This is a genomic window from Arthrobacter sp. D5-1 (assembly GCF_017357425.1).
In the GTDB taxonomy this organism is placed as follows: domain Bacteria; phylum Actinomycetota; class Actinomycetes; order Actinomycetales; family Micrococcaceae; genus Arthrobacter.
Genome location: NZ_CP014571.1, coordinates 688,898 through 704,800, shown reverse-complemented (window position 1 = coordinate 704,800; position 15,903 = coordinate 688,898). Strand labels below are relative to the sequence as shown.

The window sequence follows — 15,903 nt, the reverse complement described above, 5'->3', positions numbered from 1 at the left end:
CTCGATAGCAGCGGCGGGTGCTGTGTTCAGGGTACTCTCATGGTCGTGTCCCGTGTCGAGGTCCGGAGCCGGTACAAGGACGTCGTGGCCGTGAGGTAGAGATCGCGCCCATCAGGCCCGCCGAAGCAGAGATTGGAGACCTTTTCCGGAACGTCGACGGCGGCCAGCAGCGCACCGCTGGGGGCGTAGACGCGTACTGACGAGCCCGCCGACGTCCACACGCGACCCTCGATGTCCACACGGAAGCCGTCCGAGGCCGCATCGTCTTCGAGCTCAACGAATGTGCTGCCCTCTCCGCAGCCGCCGCCCTCAACCGGGTAGACAGCTATCCGGAACGGCACTCCCAAGGCTGGACCCGCCGTGTCTGCTACATACAGGAGTGACTCATCCGGGGAGAACGCCAGCCCGTTGGGGTGTACCAGATCCGTGACCATGGGAGTCAGCTCTTCCGTGGCCGGGTCGAAGCGGAAGACATAGCAACCGCCGTACTCCTGCTCACCCTCGTGCCCTTCCACCGTCCCGGGAAGAATTCCATACGGAGGATCGGTAAACCAGACTGTGCCATCCCCAGCCACGACAACGTCGTTGGGCGAGTTGAGCCGATGCTCACCGAACGCCTCAACGATCGGCGTCACCACGCCGTCGTGGTCCCGCTCAATACGCCGGCAGCCGTGGCTGCACTGCACCACGCTGCCGTCACGGTCCAGCGTCCGCCCGTTGGTGTATTCGACGCCGGCGGCGTACTCGCGCGTCGCGCCGGTTGAAGGCGAGAACTCAAGGATCCTGTTGTTGGGAATGTCGCTCCAGCGCACGGTCTGCGACTGCGGAATCCAGAGAGGACCCTCCGCCCACACGGTTCCTTCAAACAACTTTTCCAAGGTGCCGGTGATCAGTTCATCCATGTCTTCGAGACTAGTCGTTCGCGTGTTCCGAGCTGGGTTTCGGGGCCGGTTCGGCGGTGTTGACTTTCCCCTCAGCAGGCATCGCCAGCACCGCCACGACGGTAAGGACTGCGCTGACAAGCACAGCCACGAATACCGCAGTGGACGCCGAAACGGTAGTTTGCGGATCGGGACCGCCGCTGGGGCCGTTGGCATAGACAGCGTTGGCGATCGCCCCGAAAACAGCCACGCCAATGGAACTGCCGATCGAACGGGCAAACAGGTTGGTACCGGTGACCACGCCGCGTTCGTTCCATTCGACGCTGGTCTGGGCGGCAATGAGGCTCGGCGTTGCCACCAGCCCGAGTCCGAGCCCAACGATGAAGCACGCCACTGCCACCAGGATGACGCTGGGCGATGAGGCCGTGAGGGCAAGGAGAGCCGTGCCGATGACTGTGATCACGATGCCGATGATGCCCGTGTTCCGAAATCCGATGCGGAGATACAACCGGCCGGCTTGCGAGGCACTGATGGGCCAGCCAATGGTTAAGGCCGCCAAGGCGAGCCCGGCCAGAAGGGGTGAGGTTTTCAGGGACCCTTCCAGGAACGTTGGGACGTAGGAAGTAAGCCCAAGCATGACGGCACCCACGCCGAAAGAGATCATCGCCGTCGTCGCCAGCAGCCTGCGGGAGACAACCCACGGTGGCAGGATCGGCTCTGCAGCCTTCCTTTCCACCAAGAGGAACGCTACGAACAACAAGGCCCCGCCGGCAAAAACAGAGATGCTGACCGCGGAGTCCCAAGGCCATGCCTGGCCGCCCTGAAGCGCCCCCAGAATGAGCAGGCTCAACGAAACCGTCAGCAGCCCCGCTCCCAAGTAGTCGATCCGGTGTTTGGTCCGCTCCACTTCCTCGTGGAAGGTCCGGAGGAGCATCCAACCAGCCAGAAGGCACAATGGAATGTTGATAAGGAAGATCCAGCGCCAGATTCCCAGGGATGCGAAAACGCCTCCCAGAGTTGGTCCCACCACGGAAGAAACCGCCCACACACTGGCCAGGTAGCCCTGCACTTTGGCCCGCTCAGCCAGCGTGTAGATATCGCCGGCAATCGTGATCGCCACAGGTTGGACTGCCCCCGCCCCGAGGCCCTGAAGCACCCGGAACGCGATGAGCGCCGGCATGCTCCAAGCCAGGCCGCAGAGAATCGAGCCGAGCAGGAACAGGCCAATCCCGCCCAGGATCATCGGCTTACGGCCCACAACGTCAGAGAGCTTGGCATAGACGGGCACCGAGACCGCCTGCGCCAACAGGTACGCAGAAAAGAGCCACGGGAACGAGGCAAAACCGCCAATGTCCTCCACGATTGACGGCACCGCCGTGGCAACAATGGTGGCATCGATCGCCACCAGGCCCGTGGCGAGCATCAGTGCAATCAGAATGGGTCCCCGCTGGGATCGGAACCCGATTCCTTCTTCGGCCGCTGTGCTCATGCGCGCTTACCCCCGCCTGATGTCCAGTTCCGTTGGTGGAGTCGCTCGAATCCGTCAAGAAGCAGGTCCAGGGCAAACTCGAACTCGAACTGGTCGTCGCAGCCATTCCCCACCACTGACTCGTCATCATGCGCTGCCGCCACAGCGATCCGGAAAAGATTGGGGTAGCTCTCCGCCATGTGCCGGGCCATCGCAGCCTGGGCTTCCGCCGTGATATGTGGCTGGTCCTTGGCGCCGTTCCCTGCCGGGTCGTCAAAGACCTCTTGAGTGAACCCCCACATCCGACTACCCAAGGCGTGCATCACGTGGTGCGTCAGGTCCTCGGATAATCCGCCCGCAAGGAACATGCCCACGAAGGAATCCATGTACCCAAGGACCGCCGGCGTAGTGTTGGTGCGGGTTTCGATGACAGGGCGGGCCCAAGGATGTCGAAGGAGCGCCCGCCTGGCCGAAAGCACCCGGAGACGGACCACGGTCTTCCATGGAGCATCGGGCACAGGTGGGTCGATCTCCCCCACGATGGAATCCACCATGCCGTCGAGGAGTTCTTCCTTATTGGCCACGTGCTTGTAGAGCGCCATCGGAACTACCCCAAGTTCCTGGGCGAGCCGACGCATACTCAGTGATTCGAGACCTGCCTCGTCAGCGAGAGTAACGGCAGCTTGCAGCACTCGGTCGCGGTTCAAGGGCACGCGCTGCGCGGCCTCCGCAAGTTGGGTCATCGGTTGATCCCTTCCCCTCAGCCAAAATCCGGGCCGGGTCTTGACAGGTATACAGCGTACACCTAGTCTTTCGATCATCAAGGTGTACGCCGTACACCTCTACACCCAAGGCGGAGTCATGAGATCGAAAACCACCACATCGTTCCGGAGCCGCCGCATGACGTGGGTCGTGCCCGCGGCGCTGATTGCCCTCAGTCTCATTCCTGTCATCGCCGGCGCGGCGCGTCTCACTCAGCTGACTGGTGGCGCAACCGTTACTCCGGAGAACGCGAGGTTCTTCGCTTCGCCACTCCCGGTGATTACGCACATCGTCACAGTGACGGTGTACAGCCTGCTGGGGGCTTTTCAGTTCGTCCCTCCTCTGCGGCGGGGCCCCGGACTTCGCAGGGGCAGGCGGTCCTGGCACGAAATATCCGGGCGCATTCTGGTTCCTGCAGGCCTGCTCGCCGGCCTGTCCGGCCTGTGGATGTCCGTCTTCTACACCCTCCCGGAAACTGACGGTGAGGCACTGCTGGTTCTTCGGCTGATCTTTGGTACCGCCATGGTCGGGGGCATCATCCTCGGAATCCTGGCGATTCGCCGACGGGACTTCGCAGCGCACGGAGCCTGGATGACGCGCGCCTACGCCATCGCACTGGGAGCTGGAACGCAAGCCCTGGTGCTGCTGCCGTGGATCCTGATGGTGGGCCCCACCGACGAAACCACGCGAGCAACCCTGATGGGCGCGTCCTGGGTCATCAACCTGATGGTGGCCGAGTACGCCATTCGACGGCGCCATGCAGCGCCCGGTCGCGGAACCCGCCCGGCGGGTCGCGGAACCCGCCCGGCGGGTCGCGTGCCCACCCCTGCGACGACGACGGCGGGCCACCGGTCGGTTCCGTGAGGAACCAAGGTGACCCGCCGTCGTCGTGACTGGGTAAAACTTAGTCGTTGATCAGGTCGTGAACAACGATCGTCTGGTCGCGGTCCGGGCCGACGCCGATGGCCGAGAAGCGCGTGCCGGAGAGCTTTTCCAAGGCCAGCACGTAGTTGCGGGCGTTCTCCGGGAGGTCTTCCAGCGTGCGGGCGCCGGTAATGTCCTCGGTCCAGCCGTCAAAGTACTCGAAGACGGGCACTGCATGATGGAACTCGGTCTGCGTCATGGGCATTTCGTCGTGGCGAACGCCGTCAACGTCATAGGCAACGCAGACGGGGATCTGCTCGATGCCCGTGAGGACGTCCAGCTTGGTGACGAAGTAGTCCGTGAAGCCGTTCACGCGTGCCGCGTGGCGGGCCAGGACGGCGTCGTACCAACCGCAACGGCGGGGACGGCCGGTGTTCACACCGAACTCGCCGCCGGTCTTCTGCAGGTAGACGCCCATCTCGTCGAACAGTTCCGTGGGGAACGGGCCGGCGCCAACACGGGTGGTGTACGCCTTAATGATGCCGATGGAGCGCGAGATGCGGGTAGGACCAATCCCGGAGCCCACCGATGCGCCGCCAGCCGTGGGGTTGGACGAGGTGACGAACGGGTAGGTGCCGTGATCAACGTCCAGGAACGTTGCCTGGCCACCTTCCATGAGTACAACCTTGCCCTCGTCCAGGGCGTTGTTGAGGACAAGTGTGCTGTCGATGACCAGCGGGCGCAGGCGCTCGGCGAAGGCGAGGAAGTAGTCCACGATCTCGTCCACCACGATGTCCCGGCGGTTGTACACCTTGACCAGGAGTTCATTCTTCTGGCGCAGCGAACCTTCCACCTTCTGCCGGAGGATGGACTCGTCGAAGACGTCCTGGACCCGGATGCCCAGGCGGGCCACCTTGTCCATGTAGGCAGGACCGATGCCACGGCCGGTAGTACCGATGGCGCGGCTGCCAAGGAAGCGCTCAGTCACCTTGTCCAGCACCTGGTGGTACGGAGCAACCAGGTGGGCGTTGGCCGAGACGCGCAGGCGGGACGTGTCCGCGCCACGGGCTTCGAGGCCGTCGATCTCCTGGAACAGGGCCTCGAGGTTCACCACGCAGCCGTTGCCAATAATAGGAATGGCGTTGGGGCTCAGGATGCCCGCGGGAAGGAGCTTCAGCTCATACTTCTCACCGCCAACAACCACGGTGTGCCCGGCGTTGTTACCGCCGTTGGGCTTGACCACGTAGTCAACGCGGCCACCGAGCAGATCGGTTGCTTTGCCTTTGCCTTCGTCGCCCCACTGGGCTCCGACGATCACGATAGCGGGCATGGGATCCTCCCCCATTCTTTCGGGCCAAGCCGCGATGGATTGGCGCCGTACATGAGAATGCCCCGACGATACCGGTGCAGCCTGCCATAAGGGCTGGCATACGCAAGAGTTCGGGGCTCTTACCAGCCAAGTTTAGCCGATGACGCCGGTTTCTCTGGTGTCAAGGTGTCTTGAAAGGCGGCCGGATGAAGTTTTCCCCAGGGAAACTTCGGCGGGCCTGCGGGCCCTACGCCGCGGGCAGATTACGGCAGTTTCCGCCGAGACCGCCCAGGAACCCGCCCAAACAGGTTCGCCTGGACCTCTGTGGTGGATCCGGAGGTAGCATTCCCCTGTGGTGTTACCGGCCAGGTTTTACCCCGTCAGGGGAGCCAAAACCCGTCCCAGTCCCCTGGTGGATGCCTGCACAAGTGCTTTTAGGTGCCCTGCGCCCCCACCACGAATTGGAGCGCAGCTTCGGCGAACGCCGGCAATTCTTCATGCGCGTCGAACGGCAGCTCCACCCAGTCCTTGTAGGGCCTGTTCATACCCGAGGGATCAAAGGGCGCGGCTCCGGGAACCGCGAGTGCGCGGGCGTACTCCGCGGTATCACGGCCTAATTTGAAGACGACCTTGTCGCCGATCAAACAGGCCAGCGCCTTCTTGTTCAGCACGAGGGAGGTGGCGCCAAACATCCGGCCAATCACCACGCCGGCCGGCGCCAGGTCCGCCCCCAGCCCCTCAAAAGCGGAAACGGCGGCAGCGGACGATTCCTGTTTCTCCATACGGCGCATCATGCAGCACGCCGCATGGTGTCGTCGAGAGTTTGCACGTGGGCCGCGGCCGTCGAGACGCTGGACACGTTTCCGGGCAACACGCCGCGTCGCATTTAAAGGGCGCGCCGAAGCGGGCCCCGTTCACCCCCATAGTCCGGTAAGGTTAGTTAGCCCCCAACAGCACCCTTTGAGGTTCGGCTGCGGCATGCCCGCGGCCCCTTGGAACGGTGCGCTGTAACACCTAGGAGACCTAACCCCTGATGCAAGAACTGGCGACTGAATCACCCGAAGAAATCCTCTGGAACCGCCGCTACGAACCGCACATCGCCGAGGTCAACGAGCTGTGCGACTCCATCAAGGTGCAGAAGCCGGGCAGCGAGGTCCTCTACATCGACCCCGCCCACAGCATGGATGACTGCCGCATCGTCAGCCTTTTCTCCAATCAGCGCACCACCACCGGCGAGGGTTTCATCAACCCGGGCGACGAAGAAGCCACCACCCGCATGCTTGGCATGCAGTGGCAGCTGGGCCTCCGTCCCGCGCTCATGATGCCGTGGAACGCCTACCCGTGGATCGAGCCCAATGAGGAACCTGGCAAGCTCACACCGGCCAACATCACCGAAGGCCTGAAACCGCTCCTGCGCCTCCTGCAGCTCCTGCCGCGCACCTCCGCCCTGGTGGCGCACGGCAATGAGGCACACCGCCTGGCCGACCAGCTCATGAAGGCCGCTCCGGCCAGCATCGCCCGCCGCGGCTTCAAGACCTTCAAGGTCCGTTCGCTGGGCGGCCGCTCCTTCGCCGGCACCCCGGCCCGCCAGCAGGAATACCTGGACGCCATCCACGGTGCTTACGCCGAGGCCATGGCACGTACGGGTATCCCCCGCAAGGCCTGATCACCAGCAGCAAACGACGGCGGCCCTCACCTTTCCGGTGAGGGCCGCCGTCGTCGTTGGGGTGCTTTTGGTGGGGCGGCGTTAGCCGACCAGCATGCTCCGGAGGTCCTTGAGGATCAGCTGCGCGCCGGTGGGGCCGAGGCCGAGGAACCAGACGTCGTCGCTGACAGCCTTGGCCTGACCGGCTTTGACTGCGCCGAGCTTGGGCCAGACAGCGCCTTCAACCACGGACGTTTCACCGGTTGCTGCGGGATCGCCGTAGCTGCTGTAGAAGATCCAGTCGGCGTCGCCTTGCTCGATGTTCTCGGCCGAGATTTCGGCAGCGAGTTCGTCGATGTTCTGGTTCTCCGGGCGGGCCAGGCCGGCGTCCTTCAGGATGACACCGATCAGCGACTTGTTGGCGTAGAGGCGGATCTTGCCAGGGAGGAAGCGCACCAGGGAGACCTTGGGATCGCCCTTCACATCCGCCTTCAGGGCGTCAGCCTCGGCCTGGTAATCGTTGAGGGCCTTGACGGCCTTGTCTTCCTCGCCCAGGGATTTGCCCACCAGGAGGAAGTTTTCCTTCCAGGGGAAGCCGGGACGGATGCTGAAGACCGTGGGGGCGATGGTGGACAGCTGCTTGTACAGCTTGTCGGCGCGGAGCTGGCTGCCCAGGATGAGGTCCGGCTTCAGCGCCGCGATTGCTTCGAGGTTGAGGTCCTGGATGGTGCCTACCGAAGCCACGTCCTTGACCTTGTCAGCCAGGTAGGTGGGGACAGGGTTGGCGCCTTCAGTAGTGGCCATGCCCACCGGCGTGATGCCGAGGGTCACGACGTCGTCCAACTCGCCGGTGTCGAGGACCACCACGCGGGTGGGCTTCTTCTCCAGGGTGGTCTCACCGTTGGCGTGCTTCAGGGTGCGCGGGAAAACGCCGGGAGCGGCGTCGGTGCCCAACTTGGCTGTTTCCTGGTCCGCAGTGGTGAACTTGGAGCCGCCGGTGGCAACATCGGCGTTGCCGGCGGCCGAACCTGAGCCACCACTGGCGCCGCAGCCCGCAAGGAGGCCTGCCACCACAGCGACTCCGGCCATCTTCATAGCCAGCCTGCGCACTGCACCTCGGCGCACGCGGGAAGCCTTGTGCGGCTGTACTTCAAAATCGTCATTTTTCACTGGGTAAGGCTAACCTAATTAAGGCACACTTTCGTGACGTTGTGATGACAGTCACGAAATGGCCGTCTTATTGTTGCCCCTCTTCGAAATGGTCCCCTGCTGTGTCCCCACTGACGGCGCTATGTCCCCGGTAGCCGCTCCCGCCCTTCCGGCTGCAAGCGCAGTTGCCAGTTCCGGCGTCGTCGTCAAGTCCCGCTGGCGGATCCTCTTTCTGGCGTTCGCTGCGGCGGTCCTTCTCGGCGCCGCGATCCTGAGCCTCGGCGTGGGAGCCAAATTCATCCCAGCGTCCACCGTCCTTGACGCCTTCACCAACCCCCAGGACTCAGCCGATCACGCGATCATCCTGCAGAACCGGCTGCCGCGAACGTTGATGGGCATCGCCGTCGGTGTTGCCCTGGGCGTGGCAGGCGCGCTCATCCAAGCGATCACGCGGAATCCTTTGGCCGATCCCGGCATCCTGGGCGTCAACGCGGGAGCGTCGTTTGCCATTGTCATTGCCATCGGCGTCTTCGGGATCGGATCCCTCAGCGGCTACATCTGGTTCGCGTTCATTGGAGCCATCCTGACAACCGCGGCCGTCTACCTGATCGGTACTTCCGGCAGGAACGTGGTGAACCCGATCCGCCTGACGTTGGCCGGCGTTGCTTTGGGCGCGGTCCTCACGGGGATCGGCTCTGGACTCACGCTCCTGAACCCCAAGGCGTTTGACCACCTGCGCTCTTGGAGCATTGGCTCACTGGACACCCGGAGCATGGAGTCGGTGATGACTGTTGCGCCGTTCATGGGTGCCGGACTGCTGATCGCACTATTTTGCGTCCGCGGCCTCAACGCCGTGGCGTTGGGCGACGACCTTGCTACCTCCCTCGGCGCCAACGTCAACCGCACCCGGATCATGGGCGTCGTGGCCATCACCCTCCTCAGCGGCGCGGCAACTGCCGGTGCCGGTGCCATCGGCTTCGTGGGCCTCATGATTCCACACGTTGCCCGTTGGATCGTCGGCCCTGACCAGCGATGGATCCTGGCAACCACAGTGCTGCTCTCCCCTATCCTGCTCTTGGTGTCAGACGTGGTGGGCCGGATCGCCGCTCCCGGGGAACTCCAGGTTGGTGTGGTGACCGCATTTATCGGGGCGCCGGTGCTGATCGCGTTGGCGCGGCGCCGGAAGGTGAGTGGGCTATGACGCGCCTGGATGTTGGCCGGCCCGTTGTCCTGCTTCGCAACCGTTCGCTGAGCCTCCGGTTCGATGTCCGCAGCATCCTTGTCTGCATCCCGTTGATCCTCGCCGCTCTGGCTGTTGCCGTGATCAGCTTGGCAACCGGCGACTACGACGTTTCAGTACAACAGGTCCTGCAAGCCTTCACCGGTGATGCCCCCGGGCTGGCCCAAACCATCGTCATGGAATGGCGGCTCCCCCGGGTACTCGCGGCGCTGGTGTTCGGTGCCGCACTTGGCATGAGCGGTGGCATCTTCCAATCCATGACCCGGAATCCCTTGGGCAGCCCGGACATCATCGGCTTCAATACGGGCGCCTACACCGGTGCGCTCATCGTCATGCTGACCCTTGGCGGGGGCTATCTTGGCATTGCCGCAGGAGCGCTCGTTGGCGGTATCCTCACCGCGTTGGCCGTCTACTTGCTGGCCTACCGGCGCGGCTCCCAAGGATTCCGGCTCATCATCGTGGGCATCGGCATCAGCGCGATGCTGGCCGCGTTCAACCACTGGCTGATCCTGCAGGCGGAACTTGAGGCCGCTTTGGCGGCAGCCGTCTGGGGAGCCGGGTCCCTCAACGGCATCACGTGGGAGCAAGCGGCGCCTGCCGCCGTCGTGGTTGTTGTGGTTGGCTTGGCTACGCTGGCGGCCGCGCGCCGGATGCAGCTTCTGGAAATGGGCGACGACGCCGCGCGCGCCTTGGGCGTCCGGGCGGAACCCACCCGTTTGCTGTTGCTGATCCTGGGTGTGGCGTTGACTGCAGCCGTCACGGCGGTTGCCGGTCCCATCGCGTTCGTCGCCTTGGCCGCACCGCAGCTCGCCCGTCGTCTTACCCGCAGCGCCGGGATCACGCTGGTGCCTTCGGCCGCGATGGGGGCCTTCCTCCTGGTGGCCAGCGATCTCGCGGCCCAGCGGTTGTTCGCCCCGATCCAGTTGCCTGTGGGCGTGGTGACGGTGTGCATCGGCGGTATCTACCTCGTCTGGCTCCTGGCCAGGGAAGCAAGGAAATCATGAGCCTCACTACGGCCGCGCCACAGCTCCATGCCGAAGCACTGACCATCGGCTACGAGCAACGCATCATCTCCGAGAACCTCAATGTCCGCATTCCCGAGGGACAGTTCACGGTGATCGTGGGGCCCAACGCCTGCGGTAAATCCACGCTGCTGCGCGCACTCGCCCGGCTCATCAAGCCCCGCAGTGGACAGGTGCTGCTGGACGGAAAGTCCGTGACGTCCCTGCCTGCGAAAGAACTGGCACGCCGCCTCGGGCTCCTGCCCCAGTCCTCCATCGCCCCCGACGGCATCACCGTGGCGGACCTTGTAGCCCGCGGCCGATACCCGCACCAGAAGCTGCTCCGCCAATGGTCAGTGACGGATGAAACGGCTGTGGTTGAAGCGATGGAGGCCACCGGCGTCGCTTCCTTGTCCGGCCGGCTGGTGGACGAACTGTCCGGTGGCCAGCGGCAGCGCGTGTGGGTAGCCATGGTCCTCGCCCAGCAGACACCGCTGATGCTCCTGGACGAGCCCACCACGTTCCTCGATATCGCGCACCAGATCGAGCTGTTGGAGCTGTTCCGCGAGCTCAACCTGGACAAGGGCCACACGCTGGTTGCCGTGCTGCACGACCTCAACCATGCCAGCCGCTACGCGGACCACATCATCGCCATGAAGGACGGCGTGGTGGTGGCCGAGGGCGCACCCGCTGCAGTAATCACCGAGTCCTTGGTGGAGGAAGTGTTCGGCATGGCGTGCCGGATCATCGATGACCCCGTGACACACACGCCGCTGGTGGTCCCGCTTGGACGGCCACGCCACTCTGCGGTCACGGACTGACGCTGTTCGACCAACGCTGTTAACGACGACGGCGACCCTCGCCTTTGGTGAGGGTCGCCGTCGTTGTTTGCTTGGGTCCTAACGGGCTTCGAGCGCAGCCTTGGCTTTCGGGTCCGAGTCGTTCAGGAACTTCTCGATCCGCTCCGGCTCTTCAGCCTCGCCGATCGCCGACGCCGCACGGCCCAGTGCGTAGAGAGCACGCAGGAAGCCCTGGTTGGGCTCGTGCTCCCACGGGATGGGTCCGACGCCGCGCCAACCGTTTCGGCGCAGCGAATCCAGGCCGCGGTGGTAGCCAACACGGGCGTAGGCGTAAGACTCGATGGTCCGGCCTTCAGCCCAGGCTTCCTCCGCGAGGATGGCCCACAGGAGGGACGACGTGGGGTTCTGCGCTACGAGGTCCAGTGCTTCCTTCCCGAGAGCAAGGTGCTGGTAGATCTCGTTTTCGGCGGGCAGGAGCGTAGGCTCCGGCCCCATCAGGTTCTTCCGGAATTCGTCGGACATTAGAAGGTCTTGCCCACCGATCCGAGCTGCTGCGCAGCTTCGACGATGCGCGCGGCCATGCCGGCTTCTGCCGAAGCGCCCCAGACACGGGGGTCGTAGGTCTTCTTGTTGCCCATTTCGCCGTCGACCTTCAGGACGCCGTCGTAGTTGGAGAACATGTGGCCGGCCACCGGGCGGGTGAACGCGTACTGGGTGTCGGTGTCGATGTTCATCTTGATCACACCGTAGGAAACGGCGTCAGCGATTTCCTGTTCCGTGGAGCCCGAACCGCCGTGGAAGACGAGGTCGAACGGGTTTTCCTTGCCGATCTTCGCGCCGACCTCGGCCTGGATCTGCTTGAGCAGTTCAGGGCGGAGCTTGACGTTGCCCGGCTTGTAGACGCCGTGCACGTTGCCGAAAGTCAGGGCGGTGAGGTAGCGGCCGTTTTCGCCGGCACCGAGGGCCTCGATGGTTGCGAGGGCGTCTTCGGTGGTGGTGTAGAGCTTCTCGTTGATTTCGTTCTCAACGCCGTCTTCTTCGCCACCAACCGTGCCGATTTCAACCTCGAGGATGATCTTCGCAGCAGCAGCGCGTTCCAGCAGTTCACGGCCGATGCGCAGGTTCTCGTCGAGGGCTTCGTGCGAGCCATCCCACATGTGCGAGTTGAAGATCGGGTCCTTGCCGGCCTTGACGGCTTCCTCGGAAGCAGCCAGCAACGGCAGGACGAAGTCCGCCAGCTTGTCCTGCGGGCAGTGGTCCGTATGCAGGGCGATGTTGACGTTGTAGTTCTTGGCAACTTCGCGGGCGAACGCTGCGAAGCCGAGGGAACCGGCAACCATGTCCTTGACCGAAGCACCGGACCAGTAGGCTGCGCCACCGGTGGAAACCTGGATGATGCCGTCGGACTCGGCCTCGGCGAAACCGCGGATCGCAGCGTTCAGAGTCTGCGACGACGTCACGTTGACCGCGGGGAAAGCGAATCCGCCTGCCTTTGCGCGGTCGATCATCTCGGAGTAAATCTCTGGGGTTGCAATGGGCATGGTGACTCCTATGCTGATTCGTCTGTGGGTTGGTAACCCTGGAGTAGACCGCTTACGGCTAGCACCCATCCTAGCGATATCCGCCGTGCCGCCGTGTTTCGGGTCACTGGAGCTCTTAACACTTCCGCCGGGTTGAGACTCCCCCTGCCACCCCCGATTCATCTAAACGGTGGATATACTGCGGGAATGGAGATCCCCCCGAGTGCAAACAACCAGCCCCACTTGACGCCATACCTGCAGCAGCAGGGCGGTACTTTTCCCGAAGGGCAACCCAGACGGAACCGGAAGCTGATTATTGCCATCGCAGCGGGCGCAGCGGTAGTCCTCACCGCTGCCACCGCTGGTGTGATTCTCCTGGTTTCATCGTTGTCACCGGCGCAGGACGTCAGCGCAACAGCTGAAACATACTTCCAGGCCCTGATCGACGGGGACGGCGAGAAGGCCCTGAGCGTATCCGACCCTGGCGTCCCCGAAAATGAAAAGGCTCTCCTCCAGAGCAACGTGTACAAAAATGCAGGGCAGCACATTGACGGTTACCGGATCATGGACGCAAGGTCGGATTTTGTCACTGCCGAAGTCACCCAGAACGGCCGCAAGCAGGAAATCATTCTGAGGATGACCAAGTCACCTGAAGGCGAGTGGAAGGTTGGGGCTAAAAACTTCCAAAAGATCCGGCTCAGTTCCAGCCGACCCGTGGAGTCGTTCACCGTGAACGGCGTTGACGTTGCCGCTCCTGGCGCCGGAACCGGGGCGAGGGATTCCCTGCTGATGCCGGCCTTCCCCGGCGAGTACACCCTGGGCATTTCCGGAGACAAGTACGCAACGGCCGAAGAGCAGAAGGCCTTGGTCAGCATTGACCGGGCGATTTCCAAGACCACCGAACGTTTGACGGTGATACCCAGCCAACTGCTTCTGGATGAGACCCGGACGCTTCTCGAGAACAAACGAAGTGAATGTACTGCCACCACTCCGGTCAATGCATCCGAAGCGTCCCGTCGTGGTTGTTCCGGGTTCGCGCTCTACGAATACCGCCCTACCCGCAATCTGAAATGGACCATAGAGAAGGAGCCCACCTTCACTCTCCTTCGCAGCGAGGACGGTTGGATCATCCAGTCGGAGGAAGCGGGCAAGGCTTCCGTGAGCTACGAGGTCAACAGCGGCCGTGACGACGCCCCGCAATGGGAACCAAAGGTTGAGCTTGTAACACCCAGGGCCTCTGGTGAGATCCAGATCGTGGACGGAAAAGCCACCCTGAAAGATCGGTAGACGGGCATCGGCGGGGGCTGATACTTGAGGCTTGCCTAGCTGACAGGTTGCTGGAACACGTGTCGGCGGACCCACGCGTGCATGGCGATGGCCGCGGCTGAGGCCGCGTTCATGGACCGGGTGGAGCCGAACTGCTCAATGGACAGCGTGGCGACGGCGGAATCGTGCACCTCGGGCGACAGGCCGGGACCTTCCTGCCCGAACACCAATACACAGTTTTTCGGGAGGTCGTACGTCTCCAGGGGCACGGAATCCGGGAAGATATCGATGCCGATCACCGCAAGCCCCTCCCCCTCCGCCCACTGGACAAATTCCTCAACGGTGGGGTGGTGGCGCACGTGCTGGTAGCGGTCGGTAACCATGGCCCCGCGACGGTTCCACCGCCGTCGTCCTATGATGTGGACCTCTTTGGCGAGGAACGCGTTGGCGGTCCGCACCACGGTTCCGATGTTGAGGTCGTGCTGCCAATTCTCGATGGCGATGTGGAAGTCGTGACGCTTGGAATCGAGATCCGCCACGATTGCCTCGTGCTTCCAGTACCTGTACTGGTCCACCACGTTGCGGCGGTCACCATCCCTCAACAGGTCCGGATCCCAATGGTCACCCGCCGGCAGCTCGCCTTCCCAAGGCCCGACGCCGACCTCGGGTTTCGCTTCTGCCTCGCCCTCCGGTGTGGTTTCGGCAGGGGTGGGCAGGGCTGTGTTGGGGGAAAGGTCAGTCACCCCTCAACTTTAGCCCTGCCCCGTCGACCGTCTGGGCGGGCTGGGTCGAGCGGCTCTTAGCCCATCTTCCACTTGTTGATGCGGTAGGAGTTGGCCAACTGCTCAAAGAGTCCCGGATGCGCATCCCAGTACGTCTTGTGACCACTGACGCCGAGCATCTGCGGCGTGCCCCAGGGGGTCACGGAGAACAAGTTCACGGCCTGGATGGCTTCGCCACGGGCATTGGTGCACGTAAAGCCGATGACTACTGCGGCACCACGGCGGAACTCACGGATTTCCGGCATGGACGTCTTGAAGTCGGAGGTGCACTTGTGGCCCACCAGGTTCTGGGGCAGTTCCGTGGCGGTCATGCCCTTGTATCGGGCTTCGATGTCCTGGATGGCCTTCTTGACCTCTTCCGGATCCTTGCCGAACTTGCCTTCCCCGGACTCTGCAAAGAACGCGTAGGCCAGCGCAATGCCGTCACCGTCGGCTTCTACCGTGCCTTGGGCCTTCTTTTGGATCTCTTCGCCAGTGGTGGGGTCCTTGGTGATGCCGAACGACTCGTCGTGGGTCCACTCGGCCAAGTACTGGAAGGAGGACTCGCCTGTCACCCACTTGCTGAACAGCGGATCGCCGTCCGCCGGAACGTTGCTGGGTCCGGCAAGCTCTTCCCACACGGCCGGCAGCGGGATGGCGCCGGCAGGGATATCACTCGACGCCGATGCGTCGCCCGAGGGTTCAGCAGAAGGCTCGGACGCTGCCTCCGAAGCTTCGTCCGAGGATGTTACCGACGGCGTCGGGGTCTCCACTGCTGTGGGCTTGGTCATCGACGGGATCAGCCAGGTGAACGCCACCACCAGCGCAATGATCACGACGACGGCGACACCACCGAGGATGAGGAACAGCGACTTCTTGTTGTGGTCGCCCGGGTTCTGGCCGGGCCCTCCGGGTCCTACGGGTCCGTCCGGGTAGCCAGGCTGGCCCGGGTATGCGGCACCCGGCGGCGGGAAGCCTGGCTGGCCCTGCTGGGCGTCCTGACGCTGTGCCTCCGGCTGGTACATGGGCTGGGTCTGCCCCGATTGGTACTGCCCGTACTGCCCCTGCCCGGTGTCATAGCGCGGCTGCGGCACGCCGTCGGGGTTGTAGGGAGGCTGAGGGGCTCCATTGTTGTTGCTCATGGCAGGACCTTTCGAAGGCAGTGAGTCACCGGGATGCTGCTGGGGACAACCCGATGGATAAACCGGAAGAGGGGACCTGCTGAAGCGTGGGCGAC

Annotated in this window: 16 protein-coding genes; 6 read left to right on the top strand and 10 right to left on the bottom strand. The window is 63.6% G+C overall.

Annotation, left to right across the window (positions count from 1 at the left end):
- Positions 1 to 26: 26 nt before the first annotated feature.
- The 3 genes from AYX22_RS03410 to AYX22_RS03400 are packed head-to-tail and all read right to left on the bottom strand — an operon-like array spanning position 27 to position 3,092.
- On the bottom strand, positions 27 to 902 hold the full coding sequence (locus AYX22_RS03410) for an SMP-30/gluconolactonase/LRE family protein (RefSeq protein WP_207596121.1): 876 nt from the start codon (positions 900 to 902) through the stop codon (positions 27 to 29).
- Between the two features lie 10 nt (positions 903 to 912).
- On the bottom strand, positions 913 to 2,370 hold the full coding sequence (locus tag AYX22_RS03405) for an MFS transporter (protein WP_207596120.1): 1,458 nt from the start codon (positions 2,368 to 2,370) through the stop codon (positions 913 to 915).
- A complete protein-coding gene (locus tag AYX22_RS03400) occupies positions 2,367 to 3,092 on the bottom strand; it encodes a TetR/AcrR family transcriptional regulator C-terminal domain-containing protein (protein WP_207596119.1) in 726 nt (241 codons plus the stop codon). Before AYX22_RS03400 ends, AYX22_RS03405 begins: the two co-directional genes overlap by 4 nt.
- A 118-nt stretch (positions 3,093 to 3,210) precedes the next feature.
- On the opposite strand from AYX22_RS03400, the gene AYX22_RS03395 reads away from it, so the two are divergent.
- Positions 3,211 to 3,975 carry a DUF2306 domain-containing protein gene (locus AYX22_RS03395; RefSeq protein ID WP_207596118.1) on the top strand — a complete coding sequence of 255 codons (765 nt, stop codon included), beginning with the start codon at positions 3,211 to 3,213 and terminating at the stop codon, positions 3,973 to 3,975.
- Positions 3,976 to 4,015: 40 nt separating this feature from the next.
- On the opposite strand, the gene AYX22_RS03390 is transcribed toward AYX22_RS03395, so the two are convergent.
- Both AYX22_RS03390 and AYX22_RS03385 read right to left on the bottom strand, forming a co-directional pair.
- Entirely contained in the window at positions 4,016 to 5,305 is a 1,290-nt protein-coding gene (locus tag AYX22_RS03390; RefSeq protein WP_089593539.1) for an adenylosuccinate synthase, read from the bottom strand.
- Positions 5,306 to 5,718: 413 nt separating this feature from the next.
- A complete protein-coding gene (locus AYX22_RS03385) occupies positions 5,719 to 6,066 on the bottom strand; it encodes a hypothetical protein (protein ID WP_207596117.1) in 348 nt (115 codons plus the stop codon).
- A 251-nt stretch (positions 6,067 to 6,317) separates the two neighbouring features.
- Here AYX22_RS03385 and AYX22_RS03380 point away from each other — a divergent pair, with 251 nt between their 5' ends.
- Positions 6,318 to 6,950: a uracil-DNA glycosylase gene (locus AYX22_RS03380; RefSeq protein ID WP_207596116.1), complete on the top strand. Its 633-nt coding sequence runs from the start codon at positions 6,318 to 6,320 to the stop codon at positions 6,948 to 6,950.
- Positions 6,951 to 7,031: 81 nt separating this feature from the next.
- On the opposite strand, the gene AYX22_RS03375 is transcribed toward AYX22_RS03380, so the two are convergent.
- Positions 7,032 to 8,024, bottom strand: a complete 993-nt coding sequence (locus AYX22_RS03375) for an iron-siderophore ABC transporter substrate-binding protein (protein WP_207597451.1) — start codon at positions 8,022 to 8,024, stop codon at positions 7,032 to 7,034.
- A 163-nt stretch (positions 8,025 to 8,187) separates the two neighbouring features.
- On the opposite strand from AYX22_RS03375, the gene AYX22_RS03370 reads away from it, so the two are divergent.
- Genes AYX22_RS03370 through AYX22_RS03360 form a run of 3 tightly spaced genes read left to right on the top strand, consistent with a single transcriptional unit; the run spans position 8,188 to position 11,140 of the window.
- On the top strand, positions 8,188 to 9,279 hold the full coding sequence (locus AYX22_RS03370; RefSeq protein WP_207597450.1) for an iron chelate uptake ABC transporter family permease subunit: 1,092 nt from the start codon (positions 8,188 to 8,190) through the stop codon (positions 9,277 to 9,279).
- A complete protein-coding gene (gene fepG, locus AYX22_RS03365; protein WP_207596115.1) occupies positions 9,276 to 10,322 on the top strand; it encodes an iron-enterobactin ABC transporter permease in 1,047 nt (348 codons plus the stop codon). Before AYX22_RS03370 ends, fepG begins: the two co-directional genes overlap by 4 nt.
- Positions 10,319 to 11,140 (top strand): ABC transporter ATP-binding protein, encoded by an 822-nt coding sequence (locus AYX22_RS03360; RefSeq protein WP_207596114.1) that lies wholly within the window; start codon positions 10,319 to 10,321, stop codon positions 11,138 to 11,140. Before fepG ends, AYX22_RS03360 begins: the two co-directional genes overlap by 4 nt.
- Positions 11,141 to 11,218: 78 nt before the next feature.
- Here AYX22_RS03360 and AYX22_RS03355 read toward each other — a convergent pair whose 3' ends face one another.
- Both AYX22_RS03355 and fbaA read right to left on the bottom strand, forming a co-directional pair.
- Positions 11,219 to 11,641, bottom strand: coding sequence for a DUF3151 domain-containing protein (locus AYX22_RS03355; protein WP_039239501.1), 423 nt, complete (start codon positions 11,639 to 11,641; stop codon positions 11,219 to 11,221).
- On the bottom strand, positions 11,641 to 12,660 hold the full coding sequence (fbaA, locus tag AYX22_RS03350) for a class II fructose-bisphosphate aldolase (RefSeq protein ID WP_207596113.1): 1,020 nt from the start codon (positions 12,658 to 12,660) through the stop codon (positions 11,641 to 11,643). The genes AYX22_RS03355 and fbaA overlap by 1 nt, the downstream gene beginning before the upstream one ends.
- 186 nt (positions 12,661 to 12,846) lie before the next feature.
- Between fbaA and AYX22_RS03345 the strand changes: the two genes are divergently transcribed.
- The gene (locus AYX22_RS03345; RefSeq protein ID WP_207596112.1) at positions 12,847 to 13,926 is read left to right on the top strand and encodes a hypothetical protein; all 1,080 of its coding nucleotides are present in this window, start codon (positions 12,847 to 12,849) and stop codon (positions 13,924 to 13,926) included.
- Between the two features lie 35 nt (positions 13,927 to 13,961).
- On the opposite strand, the gene AYX22_RS03340 is transcribed toward AYX22_RS03345, so the two are convergent.
- Entirely contained in the window at positions 13,962 to 14,648 is a 687-nt protein-coding gene (locus tag AYX22_RS03340) for a TrmH family RNA methyltransferase (protein WP_207596111.1), read from the bottom strand.
- A 56-nt stretch (positions 14,649 to 14,704) separates the two neighbouring features.
- Complete coding sequence (locus AYX22_RS03335) at positions 14,705 to 15,808, bottom strand: hypothetical protein (RefSeq protein WP_207596110.1); 1,104 nt, start codon at positions 15,806 to 15,808, stop codon at positions 14,705 to 14,707.
- Positions 15,809 to 15,903 lie beyond the last annotated feature (95 nt).

Coding starts and splice junctions, on each gene's coding strand:
- AYX22_RS03345 (WP_207596112.1), top strand. CDS start 12,847: ATGGAGATCCCCCCGAGTGCAAACAACCAGCCCCACTTGACGCCATAC.
- fepG (WP_207596115.1), top strand. CDS start 9,276: ATGACGCGCCTGGATGTTGGCCGGCCCGTTGTCCTGCTTCGCAACCGT.
- fbaA (WP_207596113.1), bottom strand. CDS start 12,660: ATGCCCATTGCAACCCCAGAGATTTACTCCGAGATGATCGACCGCGCA.
- AYX22_RS03410 (WP_207596121.1), bottom strand. CDS start 902: ATGGATGAACTGATCACCGGCACCTTGGAAAAGTTGTTTGAAGGAACC.
- AYX22_RS03385 (WP_207596117.1), bottom strand. CDS start 6,066: ATGGAGAAACAGGAATCGTCCGCTGCCGCCGTTTCCGCTTTTGAGGGG.
- AYX22_RS03405 (WP_207596120.1), bottom strand. CDS start 2,370: ATGAGCACAGCGGCCGAAGAAGGAATCGGGTTCCGATCCCAGCGGGGA.
- AYX22_RS03335 (WP_207596110.1), bottom strand. CDS start 15,808: ATGAGCAACAACAATGGAGCCCCTCAGCCTCCCTACAACCCCGACGGC.
- AYX22_RS03370 (WP_207597450.1), top strand. CDS start 8,188: ATGGTCCCCTGCTGTGTCCCCACTGACGGCGCTATGTCCCCGGTAGCC.
- AYX22_RS03390 (WP_089593539.1), bottom strand. CDS start 5,305: ATGCCCGCTATCGTGATCGTCGGAGCCCAGTGGGGCGACGAAGGCAAA.
- AYX22_RS03400 (WP_207596119.1), bottom strand. CDS start 3,092: ATGACCCAACTTGCGGAGGCCGCGCAGCGCGTGCCCTTGAACCGCGAC.
- AYX22_RS03380 (WP_207596116.1), top strand. CDS start 6,318: ATGCAAGAACTGGCGACTGAATCACCCGAAGAAATCCTCTGGAACCGC.
- AYX22_RS03360 (WP_207596114.1), top strand. CDS start 10,319: ATGAGCCTCACTACGGCCGCGCCACAGCTCCATGCCGAAGCACTGACC.
- AYX22_RS03395 (WP_207596118.1), top strand. CDS start 3,211: ATGAGATCGAAAACCACCACATCGTTCCGGAGCCGCCGCATGACGTGG.
- AYX22_RS03375 (WP_207597451.1), bottom strand. CDS start 8,024: ATGAAGATGGCCGGAGTCGCTGTGGTGGCAGGCCTCCTTGCGGGCTGC.
- AYX22_RS03355 (WP_039239501.1), bottom strand. CDS start 11,641: ATGTCCGACGAATTCCGGAAGAACCTGATGGGGCCGGAGCCTACGCTC.